Source organism: Mycobacterium scrofulaceum, from assembly GCF_001667885.1.
Lineage (GTDB): Bacteria > Actinomycetota > Actinomycetes > Mycobacteriales > Mycobacteriaceae > Mycobacterium > Mycobacterium scrofulaceum_C.
Window position 1 is genome coordinate 1 of the sequence record NZ_LZJW01000012.1, and the last position, 14,967, is coordinate 14,967.

Genomic DNA, 14,967 nt, shown 5'->3' on the forward strand with positions numbered 1-14,967 from the left:
GCGCCGGCCGACACGTTCGAGCAGGCCGTGAAAATTCTTGACCACGAAGGGTTTCGGAAGGAGCAGGCCGACGCGCTGGCGCAGGGCCGCTACCTGGGGCTCGGATTCTCGGCCTACATCGAGCCGACCGGCGCGGCGACCGGCCGGCCGGCGATTGTGCTGGAACAGGCGTCGATCAGCGCCGGGCTGACCAGCACGGGCGCAATCAGCAGGGACCCACCGGCAAGACTCCACCGTGCCCTTTGCGAAAACCGCACGCGCCACTCCCGATTATCAGCAATATTGCGAAATCAGATTACGCGCGCAGCAATGCAATACCGTGCAACCGCGCAGCTGTCGATGCCACGCCGATGGTGAACCTTTATCGCTGCGTGACCGACTGGGTGATTTCGGCGGCGCGGCGGGCGGCGGCGACGATGCCCTGGTAGCCGGTGCACCGGCAGAAGTTGCCCGACAAGCCCTCCCGGATCTCGAGCTCGCTGGGATCGGGGTTGTCGCGCAGCAGCGCCGTCAGCGACATGACGAAACCCGGCGTGCAGAAGCCGCATTGCAGCCCGTGGCACTCGCGCAGCGCCGACTGGACGGGCGACAGCGTGCCGTCCGGTTCCGCGACGCCTTCGACCGTCGTCACCTCGGTCCCGTCGGCCTGCACCGCGAACATCAGGCACGAACGCACGGCCGCGCCGTCGAGCAGCACCGTGCAAGCCCCACACGCGCCGTGCTCGCAACCCAGGTGGGTGCCGGTCAGCCCGCACTTCTCGCGCAGGAAGTCGGCCAGCGTCATCCGCGGTTCCACACTTGCGATGATCGGGGTTCCGTTGACGGACAGTTCGATTGGGTGTTCACGCATCGTTGGCCCCCGTGGCTGCTTCGGCTGTCGCTCGTGTCCAGGCGCGCGCGGCCATGGTGGCGCCCACCTTCAACCGGTAGGACGCCGTCCCCTGCAGGTCGTTGGGGACGTCGTCGAGCCCGTTCATCGCGGCCTGGCCGATCTCCTCGGGCACCAGCTCGCCGACCGGCCTTCCGACGGCCACGACCTCGGCCGCGGTGGCGCGCCGGACGGTCGACCCCATGCCCAGCAGCCCGATCGCGCAGCGCGCCACCCGGTCGTTATCGTCGAGCTGAACGGCGACCAGGGCGCCGGCGATCGCGAAATCGCCGTGCCGCCGGGAGAATTCCTCGACGGCGAACCCGCATCTGCCGTCCCAGATCGGGAACCGCACCCCGGTCAGCACCTCATCGGATTCCATGGTGGTTTCCCAGACGCCGGCGAAGAAGTCGGCGGCCGCGATCTCGCGCCGCCCGCGGGGCGAGGCGACCTCCATCACCGCGTCCAGCGTCAGGGCCACCGCGGGGTATTCGCCCGCGGCGTCGGCGTGGGCGATCGACCCGCCCAGGGTGCCGCGGTTGCGGATCTGGAAGTGCCCGACGAACGGTGTCACCCGGGTCAGCAACGGAACCGCTTGGCGCACTTGCTCATCGGAGCCCACGACCGCCTCGGTGGTGCCGGCGCCGATCCAGAGCTCCGAACCCCTGCGCTCGATGCCCTGCAGCTCGGGCAGCCGGGAGATGTCGATCAGGTGGTCGAAGTAGGCCAGCCGCATCGCCAGCATCGGCACCAGGCTCTGGCCGCCCGCGAGGATCTTCGCGTCGTCACCCAGCTCGGCCAGCAGGCTCACGGCCTCCTCGATGGTGTCCGGGCGGTGGTAGTCGAAGGCGGCCGGCTTCACCGCTTACCCCGTTCCAGCAGGGCGGCGACCGAGGCCGGGCTGGCCGGCAGCCGGGTGACCGTCACGCCCAGCGGTGCGAGCGCGTCGTTGATGGCGTTGATCACCGCAGGGGTCGAGCCGATGGCCCCGCCCTCGCCGGCGCCCTTGTAGCCGCCGGGCCCCGGTCCGGGTATCTCGACGTGGCCGAACTCGATCGGCGGCACTTCGGTGGCCGTGGGCAGCAGGTAGTCGACGAAAGTCGTTGCCAGCGGGTTGCCGTCGTCGTCGTAGACCATGTCCTCCATCAGGGCACCGCCGATGCCCTGCACCGTCCCGCCGGCGATTTGGCCCTCCACCACCGAGGGGTTGATCATCGGCCCGACGTCCTCGCTGACGATGTAGCGCAGCAGGGTCACCTTGCCGGTCGCCACGTCCACCTCGCAGGTGCAGGCGTGCGTGGCGTTGGACCAGTGGATGGGGTTGGTCGAGTTGAACCGGGCGGTCGCCTCCAGGTTGGCCGACATCCCCGGCGGCAGCAGCTGCGGCGAGTAGTACGCGAGGTAGGCCAGCTCGCCGAACGACACCGACCTGTCGGGTTCGTCGCGCACGCTGGCCACCGAGAAGGCCAACTCCACTTGGGTTTCGGCGACCTTGAGATGGTGGGCGGCGAGCGCCACGATCTTCTCGCGCAGCTGGGACCCCGCCTCGTTGACCGCCCCGGCGGTCATCGGCGCGCTGCGGCTGCCCTGCGTTCCGGCCCCGTACGGGGTGATCGCGGTGTCCCCCTGGATGGTGGCCACGTCGTCGATGTCGGCGCCCAGCGCGTCGGCGGTCAGCTGGACGACGGTGGTCTCGATGCTGTTTCCGCTCGAGCCGCCGTTGACGTAGACGTTGATCTTGCCGGTGGGTTCCATGCGGATGGTCGCGCCCTCGGTGGCCAGATGGCCGGTCGCCGCGCCGGTCGGCTCGATGTAGGCCGAGAATCCGAGCCCCAGGTAGCGGCCCTGCGCCAGCGCGTCGGCCTGCTCCTTCCGAAACCCTTCGTGGTCAAGAATTTTCACGGCCTGCTCGAACGTGTCGGCCGGCGCGACGTGGTCGTACGGCATGCCGTTGGGGTTGACGTACGGCATCTCGTCGCGGCGCAACAGGTTTCGCCGGCGCAGCTCGACCGGGTCCATGTTCATCTTGCGCGCGGCGATGTCCAGCAAAATCTCGCGGGCCAGCGTCTCGTACTGCCAGGGGCCGCGATAGGCGGCCAGGCCGCTGGTGTTGGAGAAGACGGTCTTGTAGTTGAAGCTGGCCTTGGGCACCCGGTAGGGGCCGGGGAAGAACATGCCGATGGCCGCCGTGGTGAGCACCGGATACGGTGTCGGGTAGGCGCCGATGTCCTGGACGAAGTCGATGTCCGCGGCCGCGATGTTGCCCTCGTCGTCAAAGGCCATGCGCGCCACGCCATCGACGTGCCGGGCCTGCCCGGCCGACATCAGGTTCTCGCGCCGGTCCTCGATCCACTTCAGCGCCGCGGGCACCTTGCGGGCGGCGAGCATGATGCACATGTCCTCGCGCATCGGGACGACCTTCTGGCCGAAGCCGCCGCCGGTGTCGCGCATGATGACCCGAACACGTTGTGCCGCAATGCCTAACAGCCGGGCGCAGAACGCCCGCAGTTCGTGCGGGGTCTGGGTGGACGCCCACATGGTGAGCTCTCCGGTGGCGGCCGTCCATTCGACGACCAGGCCGCGGGTCTCGATCGGCACCGGCGCGTAGATGTGTTGGTAGATCCGCTCTGTGACGACGCACGGCGCGCCGGCGAACAACTCTTCGTCCGGTGGGGCCCCGCCCATCCCGCCCGCCACGTTGTTCGGGTACGCGTCGTGCACCAGCACGTCCGCGGACTGCGCCTGGGTGAAGTCGGTGACGGCGGGCAGCGGCTCGTAGTCCACGTCGATGAGTTCCAGCGCGTCCTCGGCGACATACCGGCTCTCGGCGATGACGAGCGCGACGGGGTCGCCGACGAACTTCGCCTCACCCTCGGCCAGCGGCGGCCGCGGGGTGTCGGGGACGTCCTTGCCGGCGACGGCGTGCCAGGCCTCCCGCACGTCGGGGTTGAGGTCGGCGGCGGTGAAGACCGCGCGCACACCGGGCAGCGCCAGCGCGGCCGAGGCGTCGATGCCGTTGATCCGCGCCCTGGCGAACGGGCTGCGCACGAAGCAGGCGTGCAGCATGCCGGGCCGCGAGATGTCGTCGACGAAGCTGCCGCGGCCGGTCAGCAGCCGGCCGTCCTCGACCCGCTGCACGCGGGTGCCGGCGTACCGGGGCGCCGGGGTGACGGGGACGGCGGTGGCCCCTTGCACGTCCTGGGTCATGACGCTCCGTTCGATGCCGACGCGTAGCGAAGTTATCGCTTTGGGAGAAGTGCAATGTCATCATAGGAGAGTGGGGTTACCGGAGTCGATATCCCCGGCCCACAGCGTCGGGGTGCTGCTGGCCGCGGGCGCCGGGCGCCGCTACGGCAAGCCGAAGGTCCTGGTCGACGGCTGGCTCCAAATCGCGGTCGACGCGCTGCGGGCCGGGGGCTGCGCGGACGTGGTCGTCGTGCTGGGCGCCGCCCAGGTCGCGGTTCCGGCCGGGTCCACGGCGGTGACCGCGCAGCGGTGGCGGGACGGGCTGAGCGCCTCGGTCCGCGCCGGCCTCGAGCGGGCCGAGCGCCTGCGCGCGGACTACGCGGTGCTGCACGTCGTCGACACCCCCGACGTCGGGCCCGCGGTGGTGGCGCGGGTCCTGGACCGCGCGATCGCGTCACCCAGCGGGCTGGCGCGCGCCTCGTTCGGCGACCGTCCGGGGCATCCAGTGGTCATCGCCCGCCGACACTGGCCCGAGGTGCTGTCGAGCATCTCCGGCGACCGCGGTGCCGGCGCGTTCCTACGCACCCGGAGCGACGTCGAGATCGTCGACTGCGCGGACCTGGCCGGCGGTCAGGACATCGACGAGCCCTAGGCCGCCGCGGGCGGGTCGGCCGCGGGCAGCGCGGCATCCTGGGCGGCCGCGTGCACGCGATGGCGGACGAGATACCAGCCGCCGATCAGGCCGGGGATGCCGAGCGCCATCGCACCGAGCAACCACGGGCCTTGGACCTTGTCCAACACCATCAGGACCAGGACGCCGGCCAGGAAGGCCAGCGTCAGGTAGCCGCTGTAGGGCGCCAGCGGCATCCGAAAGTGCGGCCGTTGCACCGTCCCTGCGCGGGACAGTCGGTAAAACCGCAGCTGGCTCGCCACGATCGTTCCCCAGGCGACCACCACGCCCACGGCGGCGATGTGGAGCACGATTTCGAACGCCTGGCTGGGTTTGACGGCGTTGAGCACGATGCCCAACAGGCCGACCACGGCGGTGAGCAGGATCCCGCCGTAGGGCACGCCGTTCTTGGTCATGGGCGCGGTGAACTTCGGGCCGCTGCCGTTGATCGCCATCGACCGCAGGATGCGGCCCGTGGAATACAGCCCGGCATTCAGGCTGGAGAGCGCGGCGGTGAGCACCACGAGGTTCATCACGCTGCCGGCCCCGCCGAAGCCGACCTTGGAGAAGAAGGTGACGAACGGGCTCACGTGGTCGCGGTAGGCGGTGTGTGGCAGCAGCAGGGCCAGCAGGACCGTCGACCCGATGTAGAAGATGGCGATGCGAAACACCACGGAGTTGATCGCCCGGGGCATGATCTTGTGCGGATTCGCGGTCTCCCCGGCCGCGATCCCGACGAGTTCGACCGCGGCGTAAGCGAACACCACCCCGGAGGTCACCAGCACGAGGGGCAGCAAGCCGGCCGGCAGGAGTCCGCCGTGGCTGTCCCAGAGAGCGAGCCCGGGGTCGTGACCGTCGACCTTGAAGCGACCGATCAGGAAGACGGTGCCCACGACCAGGAACGTCACCAGCGCGAGGACCTTGATCAGCGACGCCCAGAATTCCAGCTCGCCGAACAGCTTGACCGAGATGAGGTTCATTGCCAGCACGGCGACCAGCGCGATCAGCGCCAGCGTCCATTGCGGGACGGCTTGGAACGTCGTCCAGTAGTGGCAGTAGTGCGCGATCGCGGTGGTGTCCACGATCCCGGTCATCGCCCAGTTCACGAAGTACAACCAGCCCGCGGCGAACGCGGCCTTCTCGCCGAAGAACTCGCGGGCGTAGGAGACGAACGATCCCGAGGACGGCCGGTAGAGCACCAGCTCGCCGAGGGCGCGCAGGATCAGAAAGACGAAGACGCCGCAGATCCCGTACACCAGAAACAGCCCCGGGCCCGCCGATGCCAGCCGTCCGCCGGCGCCGAGGAACAGGCCGGTCCCGATGGCGCCGCCGAGGCCGATCATCTGGATCTGGCGGTTGTTCAGGCCCTTGTGGTAGCCCGAGTCTTCACGGGCGAGCCGCGCGGCGGCGCTGTCTTGCGGTGGCATCTGGTCCTGCCGGGTCGGCTCTGCGGAATGGCTCAGGCTAACCCACCGGCGACTCGGGCGCCCAGCCCGGCGGTCCGGCCGGCACGCAGGTTCGGGCACCCCGGGAACAAGACCGCGCACCGGGCCGTTAGCATGATCAACAAGTTGAGCGAACCAGACTCAAGGCTGGGTTGACACCGCGGTGGCGACGAGAGCAGTCTTGAGCGGGGTTCACTCAGCATAGTGGCACCAAACAGGCTCTACTCAATCAGGAGGAATCACTATGGCTCGTGCGGTCGGTATCGACCTCGGGACCACCAACTCCGTCGTCGCAGTTCTCGAGGGCGGTGACCCCGTCGTCGTCGCCAACTCCGAGGGTTCGCGGACGACCCCGTCCATCGTCGCGTTCGCGCGCAACGGCGAGGTGCTCGTCGGTCAGCCCGCCAAGAACCAGGCGGTGACCAACGTCGACCGCACCATCCGTTCGGTCAAGCGGCACATGGGCACGGACTGGTCCATCGAGATCGACGACAAGAAATACACCGCGCAGGAGATCAGCGCCCGTGTGCTGATGAAGCTGAAGCGCGACGCGGAGGCGTACCTCGGTGAGGACATCACCGACGCCGTCATCACCGTGCCGGCGTACTTCAACGACGCCCAGCGGCAGGCGACCAAGGAAGCCGGCCAGATCGCCGGCCTCAACGTGCTGCGCATCGTCAACGAGCCCACCGCGGCGGCGTTGGCGTACGGCCTGGACAAGGGCGAGAAGGAACAGACCATCCTGGTCTTCGACCTCGGCGGTGGCACCTTCGACGTGTCGCTGCTCGAGATCGGCGAGGGTGTGGTCGAGGTTCGCGCCACCAGTGGTGACAACCACCTCGGTGGGGACGACTGGGACGACCGGATCGTCAACTGGCTCGTCGACAAGTTCAAGGGCACCAGCGGCATCGATCTGACCAAGGACAAGATGGCGATGCAGCGGCTGCGTGAGGCCGCCGAGAAGGCCAAGATCGAGCTCTCGAGTTCGCAGAGCACCTCGATCAACCTGCCCTACATCACCGTCGACGCGGACAAGAACCCGCTGTTCCTCGACGAGCAGCTGACTCGCGCCGAATTCCAGCGCATCACCCAGGATCTGCTGGACCGCACGCGGCAGCCCTTCCAGTCCGTGATCAAGGACGCCGGCATCTCGGTGTCCGAGATCGACCACGTGGTGCTGGTGGGTGGTTCCACCCGCATGCCCGCGGTGTCGGACCTGGTCAAGGAGATGACCGGCGGCAAGGAGCCCAACAAGGGTGTGAACCCCGACGAGGTGGTGGCCGTTGGCGCCGCGCTGCAGGCGGGTGTCCTCAAGGGCGAGGTGAAAGACGTTCTGCTGCTTGACGTCACGCCGCTGAGCCTGGGTATCGAGACCAAGGGTGGCGTGATGACCAAGCTCATCGAGCGCAACACCACGATCCCCACCAAGCGGTCGGAGACCTTCACCACCGCCGACGACAACCAGCCGTCGGTGCAGATCCAGGTCTACCAGGGTGAGCGCGAAATCGCTTCGCACAACAAGCTGCTCGGCTCCTTCGAGCTGACCGGCATCCCGCCGGCTCCGCGCGGCGTCCCGCAGATCGAGGTCACCTTCGACATCGACGCCAACGGCATCGTGCACGTCACGGCCAAGGACAAGGGCACCGGCAAGGAGAACACGATCAAGATCCAGGAGGGCTCGGGCCTGTCCAAGGAGGAGATCGACCGGATGATCAAGGACGCCGAGGCGCACGCCGAGGAGGACCGTCAGCGTCGCGAAGAGGCCGACATCCGCAATCAGGCCGAAACGCTGGTCTACCAGACGGAGAAGTTCGTCGCCGAACAGCGCGGCGCCGAGGGCGGTTCGAAGGTCCCCGAGGACACCCTCAACAAGGTGGACGCCGCCGTGGCCGAGGCCAAGTCGGCGCTGGGCGGCACCGACATCTCCGCGATCAAGGCCGCGATGGAGAAGCTGGGCCAGGAGTCTCAGGCGCTCGGCCAGGCCATCTACGAGGCCACCCAAGCGGCCGGCGGTGCCGGCGGCGACGGTGCCGGCGGGCCGCAGGCCGGTTCGGCTGACGACGTGGTGGACGCGGAGGTGGTCGACGACGACCGGGAGGCCAAGTGACGGACGGCAACCCACAGGAACCGGTGACCGTCACCGACAAGCGGCGGATCGACCCCGAAACCGGCGAAGTCCGGCAGTCCTCTCCCGGCTCCGAGCCGGGAGAGGCTGCGCCGGGCGACTTCTCGGGTGAATCACCCGAGGAGGCCGGCAAGGCCGCCGAGTTGCTGGGCGACCTGCAACGGGTCCAGGCCGACTTCGCCAACTACCGCAAGCGTGCGCTGCGTGACCAGCAGGCCGCGGCCGACCGGGCCAAGGCCGGCGTCGTCAGCCAATTGCTGGGCGTGCTCGACGATCTCGAGCGGGCGCGCAAGCACGGCGACCTGGAGTCCGGCCCGCTGAAGTCGGTGGCCGACAAGCTGACCGGCGCCCTGACCGGGCTCGGTCTGGTCGCTTTCGGCGAGGAAGGCGAGGACTTCGACCCGGTGTTGCACGAAGCGGTGCAGCACGAGGGCGACGGCGGCGACGGCTCCAAGCCGGTGATCGGCACGGTAATGCGGCAGGGTTACAAGCTGGGCGACCAGGTCCTGCGGCACGCCCTCGTCGGTGTCATCGACACGGTGGCGGACGAGGGCGCTCCGGCGGCCGAGCCGGTCGAATCGGGCGATAAACCCGGCGCACCCGGTGAATAGACCACACAATCAACACAACAACAGAACTCCAAAGGTGAAGGGGGTGACGCGACATGGCCCAGCGTGAATGGGTCGAAAAGGACTTCTACAAGGAGCTGGGCGTCTCCTCTGACGCCAGTCCCGAGGAGATCAAACGCGCATACCGGAAGCTGGCGCGCGACCTGCATCCGGACGCCAACCCCGACAATCCGGCCGCCGGCGAGCGATTCAAGGCGGTCTCGGAAGCGCACAACGTGCTGTCGGATCCGGCGAAGCGCAAGGAGTACGACGAAACCCGCCGCCTGTTCGCGGGCGGCGGTTTCGGCGGTCGCCGGTTCGACACCGGCGGCTTCGGTGGCTTCAACGTCGGTGGCTATGGCTCTGATGGCGCCGAGTTCAACCTCAACGATTTGTTCGACGCCGCCGGCCGCAGCGGCGGCACCAACATCGGTGACCTGTTCGGCGGCTTGTTCGGGCGCGGCGCCGGCGCCCGCCCCAGCCGGCCGCGACGCGGCAACGACCTGGAGACCGAGACGCAGCTGGACTTCGTCGAGGCCGCCAAGGGTGTGGCCATGCCGTTGCGGCTGACCAGCCCGGCGCCGTGCACCAACTGCCACGGTAGCGGCGCGCGGCCGGGCACCAGCCCCAAGGTGTGCCCGACGTGCAACGGTTCCGGCGTGATCAGCCGCAACCAGGGCGCGTTCGGATTCTCCGAACCCTGCACCGATTGCCGGGGCAGCGGCTCGATCATCGAGCACCCCTGCGACGAGTGCAAGGGCACCGGGGTCACCACGCGGACCCGCACCATCAACGTGCGGATCCCGCCGGGTGTCGAGGACGGGCAGCGCATCCGGCTGCCCGGACAGGGCGAGGCCGGGTTGCGCGGCGCCCCGTCGGGCGACCTGTACGTGACCGTGCATGTGCGGCCGGACAATGTGTTTGGCCGCGACGGCGACGACCTCACCGTGACCGTTCCGGTCAGCTTCGCCGAGTTGGCCTTGGGCTCAACCATTTCGGTGCCCACGCTGGACGGCAAGGTCGGCGTGCGGGTGCCCAAGGGCACCTCCGACGGCCGCATCCTTCGGGTGCGCGGGCGGGGCGTCCCCAAGCGCAGCGGCGGCAACGGGGACCTGCTGGTCACCGTCAAGGTCGCCGTGCCGCCGAACGTGGAGGGCGCCGCGGCCGAGGCCCTGGAGGCCTACGCGGCCGCGGAGCGGGCCAGTGGGTTCGATCCCCGGGCGGGATGGGCGGGTAACCGCTGATGGCCAAGAATTCACGGGAAGAGTCCCGGACGTTCCTGATCTCGGTGGCCGCCGAGCTGGCCGGCATGCATGCCCAGACCCTGCGCACCTACGATCGCCTCGGCCTGGTCAGCCCGCGCCGCACTTCCGGTGGGGGACGGCGGTATTCGGAGCATGACGTCGACCTGCTGCGCGAGGTGCAGCGGCTGTCCCAGGACGAGGGCGTCAACCTCGCCGGCATCAAACGCATCATCGAGCTGACCAACCAGGTCGAGGCGTTGCAGGCGCGGGTCAAGGAGTTGACCGAGGAGCTGGCGCAGGTGCGCGCCGGCCAGCGCCGCGACCTGGCGGTGGTGCCCAAGAGCACCGCCGTGGTGGTCTGGCAGCCGCGCAGGGGGCGTTAGCCGCTAATCCTGGGCAGTTTGTCGAGGGTCTTGCTCGCTTCCTTGCGTCGAATCCCTATGCGCGAATTGAGAATTGGACCACTGCGGGCTCGCCCGGCACTGCGCAGCGGTAGCCGCCGCGGCGCAGCGCGTCGGTCGGCGCGGTCATCGGCTCGAAGCAGACGATCCGTTTCGCGGGGTCGTCGCCGGTGGGCGCGAAGATCTGGGTCGCGGGGTAGCCGCGTTCGAAGTGCACCTCGATGCGGCGCCCGCCGCCCGAGACCGCGAACACCGCACCGTCGGGCACCTCATCGTAGGCGTCGTCGAAAGCCTTGTCGCCCAAGGGTTCCGACAGTGCCGCCTGGGCTTCGGATTCGCCGGTGGGTAGCCCAACCTTGTCGAGGAGCAGGTGTCGCAGCGGCGGCGCCTCGATCACCCACTCGGCGCGCGGCACGTCGGGCAGCTGCAGGTAGGGGTGAAAGCCGAAGCACAGCGGGACGTCGCTTGAGCCGGTGGCCGTCACCGTGGTGCGCACCGTCAGCGTCCGCTCGGCCAGACGCACCGCCACCGTCAGCACATGCGGGTACGGAAAGCTGGCCAGCAATCGCGGATCTGCGGCGAAGTCCAACTCGGCCACCAATTCATCGGCCGACTCGGCCGTCACCCGCCAGCCCGGGTAGGCGGCCAGCACCCCGTGGATCGGCAAGCCGTTGGGATCGGCACGGACGCCGTTTTCGCCCGGTGTCAGCGTCGCCGTCACGCCTTGCGCGGTATAGCTGTTGGCGCCCAGCCGGTTTGCCCAGGGATACAGGATCGGGATCCCCATCGTCTTGCCGTCGGCCACGTAGGCGTCCAGCCCGCGCCGTTGCCCCAATAGCTCCACGCCGGCATCGCTCAGCGACGTGCCGATCATGCCCGCCTCGGGCACGAATTCCGCAACCAGGGATGACGCCTGGTCGCGCAGGGTGACGACGCGCATGCCTACCTCCACAGTGGGTCGTGCTGAATGCGTTCCGGTGGAGCGCCTTTGGCGATCAGGGCGGCTTTGGTGGCCCGCACCATCGAGGGGCCGCCGCAGATCAGGATCTGCCGGTCGCCCCACCCGCCGTACTTGGTCACCACGTCGGGGAGCCGGCCGGTTTGGCGCACGTGCAGCCCGCGCGGCGGCGTGCAGTCGGGATAGTCGGCGGCCCACGCCGGGTCGGCGCTGTACTCGGACACCGGGGAGACCGACAGCCACGGATTGTGCGAGGCGACCTGCCACAGGGTCGGCAGGTCGTAGAGTTCGCAGCGGTAGCGCGCGCCGAAGAACAGGTGCACCCGCGGGTTGTCCGCGAACCGGCACAGGTCCATGATCAGCGCCCGCAGCGGCGCCAGGCCGGTGCTGCCGGCGACCATCAGCACGTCGCCGCCATCCCGGTCGACCCGCAGCCCGCCGTGCGGGCTGGACATCCGCCACCGATCGCCGGGCCGCGTTTCGTTGACGATGGCGGTGCTGACCAGGCCGCCGGGCACCACCCGGACATGAAACTCGATGCCGCCGCCCGGGTCCGCCGGGATGGCGGGGGACAGGTAGCGCCAGCGGCGCGGGCATTGCGGGACGTGGACGTTGACGTATTGGCCGGCGTGATAGTCCATCGGGCGGTCGAGCTGCAGCCGGACGACGGCGAGGTCGCGGGACACCCGCATGTGCTCGAGGACGGTCCCATCCCACCAGGCCGGGCCCTCCTCGGCGTCGGCCGCGCCCCGCATCACCCCGGTGATCAGGTTGAGCGACTGGGTGGCGGCCTCGTCCACGGCGTCGGTCCAGGCGTCGCCGAGGTGGGTCCGCAGCGACGAGAACAACGCCAGGCGCAACGTGTCGTAATGCTGGGGCAGCACCCCGTATTTGCGGTGATCCCGGCCGAGTTGGGCGAGGAAGGCCACCGGTTCCTGCGCGCGCTGGTCGACGAGTTCGCCGTACACCCAGCGTAGGGCGTGCGCGAAAGCGGTGCGCTGATCACCCATTTCGGGGGGGAACAGGTCCCGCACCGAGACGTCGAGGCCGAACCAATGGGTGTAGAACCGCCGGACCAGCTCGTTGTCGGGCCCGGACTCGTCCTGCGCGAACGCGTCGCGCAGCAACCGCAACGCGTCGGTGTCCTCGAGCCCCACGGGGCCCGATTCTAGGCTCGCCGCGCGCCGGCAATCCCGATCAGCACGGCCGCGACGGCCACCCAGCAGCACAACACCAGGCCGGCGGTCGTCGCCCCGGCGCCAGAGAAGTACGCCGTCGAACGCAACAGTGTGGCGTTTGCCCCCTGCGGCAACAGTTGCCCCAGCGTGCCCCACCCGGATGGCAGCATCTCCGGGGCGCTCATCAGGCCGGACAGCGGGTTGCCCAGCAGCATCGACACCGCTACCGCGCCACTCAGGCCCACCCGGCCGAACAGCGAGCCCAGCGCCAGCGTCGGCAGCGCCATCGCCAGCGTGCCCAGGGTGAGTCCGGCGGCCACGCCCCAGAAATTCTGGTCGACCGACCCGAGCACGTAGCGCAGCAGCACGGCGATCGTCACCGCGGCGCTGGCCGAAAATGCCGTTGCGACGGCGCAATTCAGCCACGGCCGGCGGGGGAAGGCCAGCAGCAGCACGATGGCGGGCAGGATTCCGGCCAGGGTGATCGGCAGCGTGGAGGCGGCCAGGCCGGCACCGCGCGGATCGTCGGCGGGCAGCGGGGCGAGGTCTTCGGTGCGTAGCGGCGCGCCGGTGCGTTGCGCGACGCGGTCGCCGATCTGGGTCAGCAGTTGGGCCACGGCCGGGCTCGCTCCGGACGCGAGCAGCAGTGTGGGGCCGTTGGGGGTCACCACCAGGCCGCCGTAGCCGTCGCGGTTGCGGATCGCCGACCGCAACGCGGCCTCGTCCGGGTACGTGGTCACGGCGAAGCCGCCCGGGGCGGCGGTGTCCAGCTGGCTGCTGATCAGCCCGGTCACGAAACCGGGGCCCACCAGGCCGATCGGTATGTGGTGCGGCTTGGAGCGCGCCGCCGGCAGCGCGAAGGCGACGCAGATGATGGCCACCGCGACCGTCATCGCCGCAACGATGCCGGTGGCGCGGAACAGGGGTAGTGGCGGGCGGCGGTGAACGGGCCGGCCGCGCTGGTGGAGCGACTGCGTGATCATGCGCGACACCCTTTTCATCGGTCGATGAAATATGACGTCCGCAGCGTATCCGGGCGGTTCAATATTTTCAACAGACAATGAAATGATACCGTCGTCGTATGCCGTCACCAGCGACTTCTACGGCCGCCGCCCGTAAGCGCAGGGGTCGCCGCCAGGGCGAACCGGTCTCGAAGGACGCGGTGCTCCGCGCGGCCAAGCAGCGGTTCGCCGCGCAGGGCTTCGAGAAGACGACGTTGCGTCAGATCGCCGACGACGCCCACGTGGACGCCGCGATGGTGCTGTACCTGTTCGGGTCGAAGGCCGAGCTGTTTCGTGAATCGATGCGGCTGATCCTGGACGGCGGGGTGCTGGTCGCCGCGATGACCGACGGCCCCCGCGAGGATGTCGGCGAGCGGTTGGTGCGGGCCTACCTGGCGATCTGGGAAGAGTCGGAGACCGGCCCGACCATGGTCGCCATGCTGCACTCGGCGATGCTGAATTCCGATGCGTACGAGGCCTTCCGCGACTTCATGCGCGGTTACGTGATGGCCGCCATCTCCGGCGTCCTGGGCGAGGGGCCCGACACCGTGCTGCGGGCGAACCTGGCCGGCACCAACCTGGTGGGCACGGCGTTGTTCCGCTACGTGATGAAGGTGGGTCCGCTGGCCGAGCTTCGCACCGACGAGGTCGTCGGGCTGATCGCGCCGAGCGTGCAGCGCTACCTGACGGCGGATCCGGACGAACTCGGCCTGCCTGCGGCCTACCGCCCGTAACGGGCGCTCAGCCCTGCTTGACGGTGTTGGCCGTCCCGGCGTTGGCGACGTTCGGTGAGCCCCAGTGGTATGTCACCGCGTTGCTGGTTCCGGAGGTGCTCACCGCGTCCGCGCTGTCGACCGCGACGCGGTTGCTGTTGCCGGAGACGCTGACGCTGGTGCAGTGGCCGGTGACCGTGACCGTGTTCGTCTGGCCGCTGACCGAGAGGTAGCCGCCCTGACAGCGGACGGTCTTCGTGGTGCCGGTGCCGTTGACCTGCAGCGTTCCCGCCTGCGGCACGGTCGCCGACGGCCCGTCGGCGCCGAGGTCGGTGCGGAATGCCGCGACGGCCAGTCCCGCCAGCGCCAGCCCGCCGACCACGATGGCGAGCCGCAAGGCGCCGGGAAGCCGGCGCGGGCGGGCTTCTTCCTGAGGCTGTGCTGTCTGCGTCATCGTCTCCCGGGTACCCCGTGCGGCGTATTGCCCAAAACACGCTAGAGTTGAGCGGAACAGACTCAACCTTGACGACGTTGAACAACGCGACAAGCATTTTCCCTACTTATGCGAAC

At 69.3% G+C, this 14,967-nt stretch carries 15 protein-coding genes; 7 read left to right on the forward strand and 8 right to left on the reverse strand.

Annotated features, from left to right (window positions below):
- Nucleotides 1–357 (forward strand): hypothetical protein (locus A5681_RS00870; protein WP_156737793.1); only part of this gene is annotated, 357 nt, incomplete at its 5' end.
- 4 nt (nucleotides 358–361) lie between these two features.
- Here the strand turns inward: A5681_RS00870 and A5681_RS00875 are convergent.
- Genes A5681_RS00875 through A5681_RS00885 form a run of 3 tightly spaced genes read right to left on the reverse strand, consistent with a single transcriptional unit; the run spans nucleotide 362 to nucleotide 4,075 of the window.
- Nucleotides 362–850 carry a (2Fe-2S)-binding protein gene (locus tag A5681_RS00875; RefSeq protein ID WP_067268701.1) on the reverse strand — a complete coding sequence of 163 codons (489 nt, stop codon included), beginning with the start codon at nucleotides 848–850 and terminating at the stop codon, nucleotides 362–364.
- Nucleotides 843–1,730, reverse strand: a complete 888-nt coding sequence (locus A5681_RS00880; protein ID WP_067268702.1) for an FAD binding domain-containing protein — start codon at nucleotides 1,728–1,730, stop codon at nucleotides 843–845. The genes A5681_RS00875 and A5681_RS00880 overlap by 8 nt, the downstream gene beginning before the upstream one ends.
- The gene (locus tag A5681_RS00885; RefSeq protein WP_067268703.1) at nucleotides 1,727–4,075 is read right to left on the reverse strand and encodes a xanthine dehydrogenase family protein molybdopterin-binding subunit; all 2,349 of its coding nucleotides are present in this window, start codon (nucleotides 4,073–4,075) and stop codon (nucleotides 1,727–1,729) included. The genes A5681_RS00880 and A5681_RS00885 overlap by 4 nt, the downstream gene beginning before the upstream one ends.
- A gap of 70 nt (nucleotides 4,076–4,145) precedes the next feature.
- On the opposite strand from A5681_RS00885, the gene A5681_RS00890 reads away from it, so the two are divergent.
- On the forward strand, nucleotides 4,146–4,706 hold the full coding sequence (locus A5681_RS00890) for a nucleotidyltransferase family protein (protein ID WP_231996187.1): 561 nt from the start codon (nucleotides 4,146–4,148) through the stop codon (nucleotides 4,704–4,706).
- Here the strand turns inward: A5681_RS00890 and A5681_RS00895 are convergent.
- Nucleotides 4,703–6,151 (reverse strand): amino acid permease, encoded by a 1,449-nt coding sequence (locus A5681_RS00895; protein WP_067268704.1) that lies wholly within the window; start codon nucleotides 6,149–6,151, stop codon nucleotides 4,703–4,705. The genes A5681_RS00890 and A5681_RS00895 overlap by 4 nt on opposite strands.
- A 262-nt stretch (nucleotides 6,152–6,413) precedes the next feature.
- Here A5681_RS00895 and dnaK point away from each other — a divergent pair, with 262 nt between their 5' ends.
- Genes dnaK through A5681_RS00915 form a run of 4 tightly spaced genes read left to right on the forward strand, consistent with a single transcriptional unit; the run spans nucleotide 6,414 to nucleotide 10,529 of the window.
- The gene (gene dnaK, locus A5681_RS00900; protein ID WP_067268705.1) at nucleotides 6,414–8,276 is read left to right on the forward strand and encodes a molecular chaperone DnaK; all 1,863 of its coding nucleotides are present in this window, start codon (nucleotides 6,414–6,416) and stop codon (nucleotides 8,274–8,276) included.
- A complete protein-coding gene (gene grpE, locus A5681_RS00905; protein ID WP_067268706.1) occupies nucleotides 8,273–8,905 on the forward strand; it encodes a nucleotide exchange factor GrpE in 633 nt (210 codons plus the stop codon). Before dnaK ends, grpE begins: the two co-directional genes overlap by 4 nt.
- 53 nt (nucleotides 8,906–8,958) lie before the next feature.
- Complete coding sequence (dnaJ, locus tag A5681_RS00910; RefSeq protein WP_067268707.1) at nucleotides 8,959–10,146, forward strand: molecular chaperone DnaJ; 1,188 nt, start codon at nucleotides 8,959–8,961, stop codon at nucleotides 10,144–10,146.
- On the forward strand, nucleotides 10,146–10,529 hold the full coding sequence (locus A5681_RS00915) for a heat shock protein transcriptional repressor HspR (protein WP_067268708.1): 384 nt from the start codon (nucleotides 10,146–10,148) through the stop codon (nucleotides 10,527–10,529). Before dnaJ ends, A5681_RS00915 begins: the two co-directional genes overlap by 1 nt.
- A gap of 55 nt (nucleotides 10,530–10,584) precedes the next feature.
- On the opposite strand, the gene A5681_RS00920 is transcribed toward A5681_RS00915, so the two are convergent.
- Genes A5681_RS00920 through A5681_RS00930 form a run of 3 tightly spaced genes read right to left on the reverse strand, consistent with a single transcriptional unit; the run spans nucleotide 10,585 to nucleotide 13,666 of the window.
- Entirely contained in the window at nucleotides 10,585–11,487 is a 903-nt protein-coding gene (locus A5681_RS00920; protein WP_067268709.1) for an aldose 1-epimerase, read from the reverse strand.
- 2 nt (nucleotides 11,488–11,489) lie between these two features.
- Nucleotides 11,490–12,662 carry an FAD-binding oxidoreductase gene (locus A5681_RS00925; protein ID WP_067268710.1) on the reverse strand — a complete coding sequence of 391 codons (1,173 nt, stop codon included), beginning with the start codon at nucleotides 12,660–12,662 and terminating at the stop codon, nucleotides 11,490–11,492.
- Nucleotides 12,663–12,673: 11 nt separating this feature from the next.
- Nucleotides 12,674–13,666 carry a hypothetical protein gene (locus A5681_RS00930; protein WP_067268711.1) on the reverse strand — a complete coding sequence of 331 codons (993 nt, stop codon included), beginning with the start codon at nucleotides 13,664–13,666 and terminating at the stop codon, nucleotides 12,674–12,676.
- A gap of 98 nt (nucleotides 13,667–13,764) precedes the next feature.
- Here A5681_RS00930 and A5681_RS00935 point away from each other — a divergent pair, with 98 nt between their 5' ends.
- Nucleotides 13,765–14,418 (forward strand): TetR/AcrR family transcriptional regulator, encoded by a 654-nt coding sequence (locus A5681_RS00935; RefSeq protein WP_082968148.1) that lies wholly within the window; start codon nucleotides 13,765–13,767, stop codon nucleotides 14,416–14,418.
- Nucleotides 14,419–14,425: 7 nt separating this feature from the next.
- On the opposite strand, the gene A5681_RS00940 is transcribed toward A5681_RS00935, so the two are convergent.
- Nucleotides 14,426–14,851, reverse strand: coding sequence for a DUF3060 domain-containing protein (locus A5681_RS00940; protein WP_082968149.1), 426 nt, complete (start codon nucleotides 14,849–14,851; stop codon nucleotides 14,426–14,428).
- Nucleotides 14,852–14,967 lie beyond the last annotated feature (116 nt).

Coding starts and splice junctions, on each gene's coding strand:
- A5681_RS00935 (WP_082968148.1), top strand. CDS start 13,765: ATGCCGTCACCAGCGACTTCTACGGCCGCCGCCCGTAAGCGCAGGGGT.
- A5681_RS00940 (WP_082968149.1), bottom strand. CDS start 14,851: ATGACGCAGACAGCACAGCCTCAGGAAGAAGCCCGCCCGCGCCGGCTT.
- A5681_RS00875 (WP_067268701.1), bottom strand. CDS start 850: ATGCGTGAACACCCAATCGAACTGTCCGTCAACGGAACCCCGATCATC.
- A5681_RS00915 (WP_067268708.1), top strand. CDS start 10,146: ATGGCCAAGAATTCACGGGAAGAGTCCCGGACGTTCCTGATCTCGGTG.
- A5681_RS00895 (WP_067268704.1), bottom strand. CDS start 6,151: ATGCCACCGCAAGACAGCGCCGCCGCGCGGCTCGCCCGTGAAGACTCG.
- dnaJ (WP_067268707.1), top strand. CDS start 8,959: ATGGCCCAGCGTGAATGGGTCGAAAAGGACTTCTACAAGGAGCTGGGC.
- A5681_RS00930 (WP_067268711.1), bottom strand. CDS start 13,666: ATGATCACGCAGTCGCTCCACCAGCGCGGCCGGCCCGTTCACCGCCGC.
- A5681_RS00920 (WP_067268709.1), bottom strand. CDS start 11,487: ATGCGCGTCGTCACCCTGCGCGACCAGGCGTCATCCCTGGTTGCGGAA.
- A5681_RS00885 (WP_067268703.1), bottom strand. CDS start 4,075: ATGACCCAGGACGTGCAAGGGGCCACCGCCGTCCCCGTCACCCCGGCG.
- dnaK (WP_067268705.1), top strand. CDS start 6,414: ATGGCTCGTGCGGTCGGTATCGACCTCGGGACCACCAACTCCGTCGTC.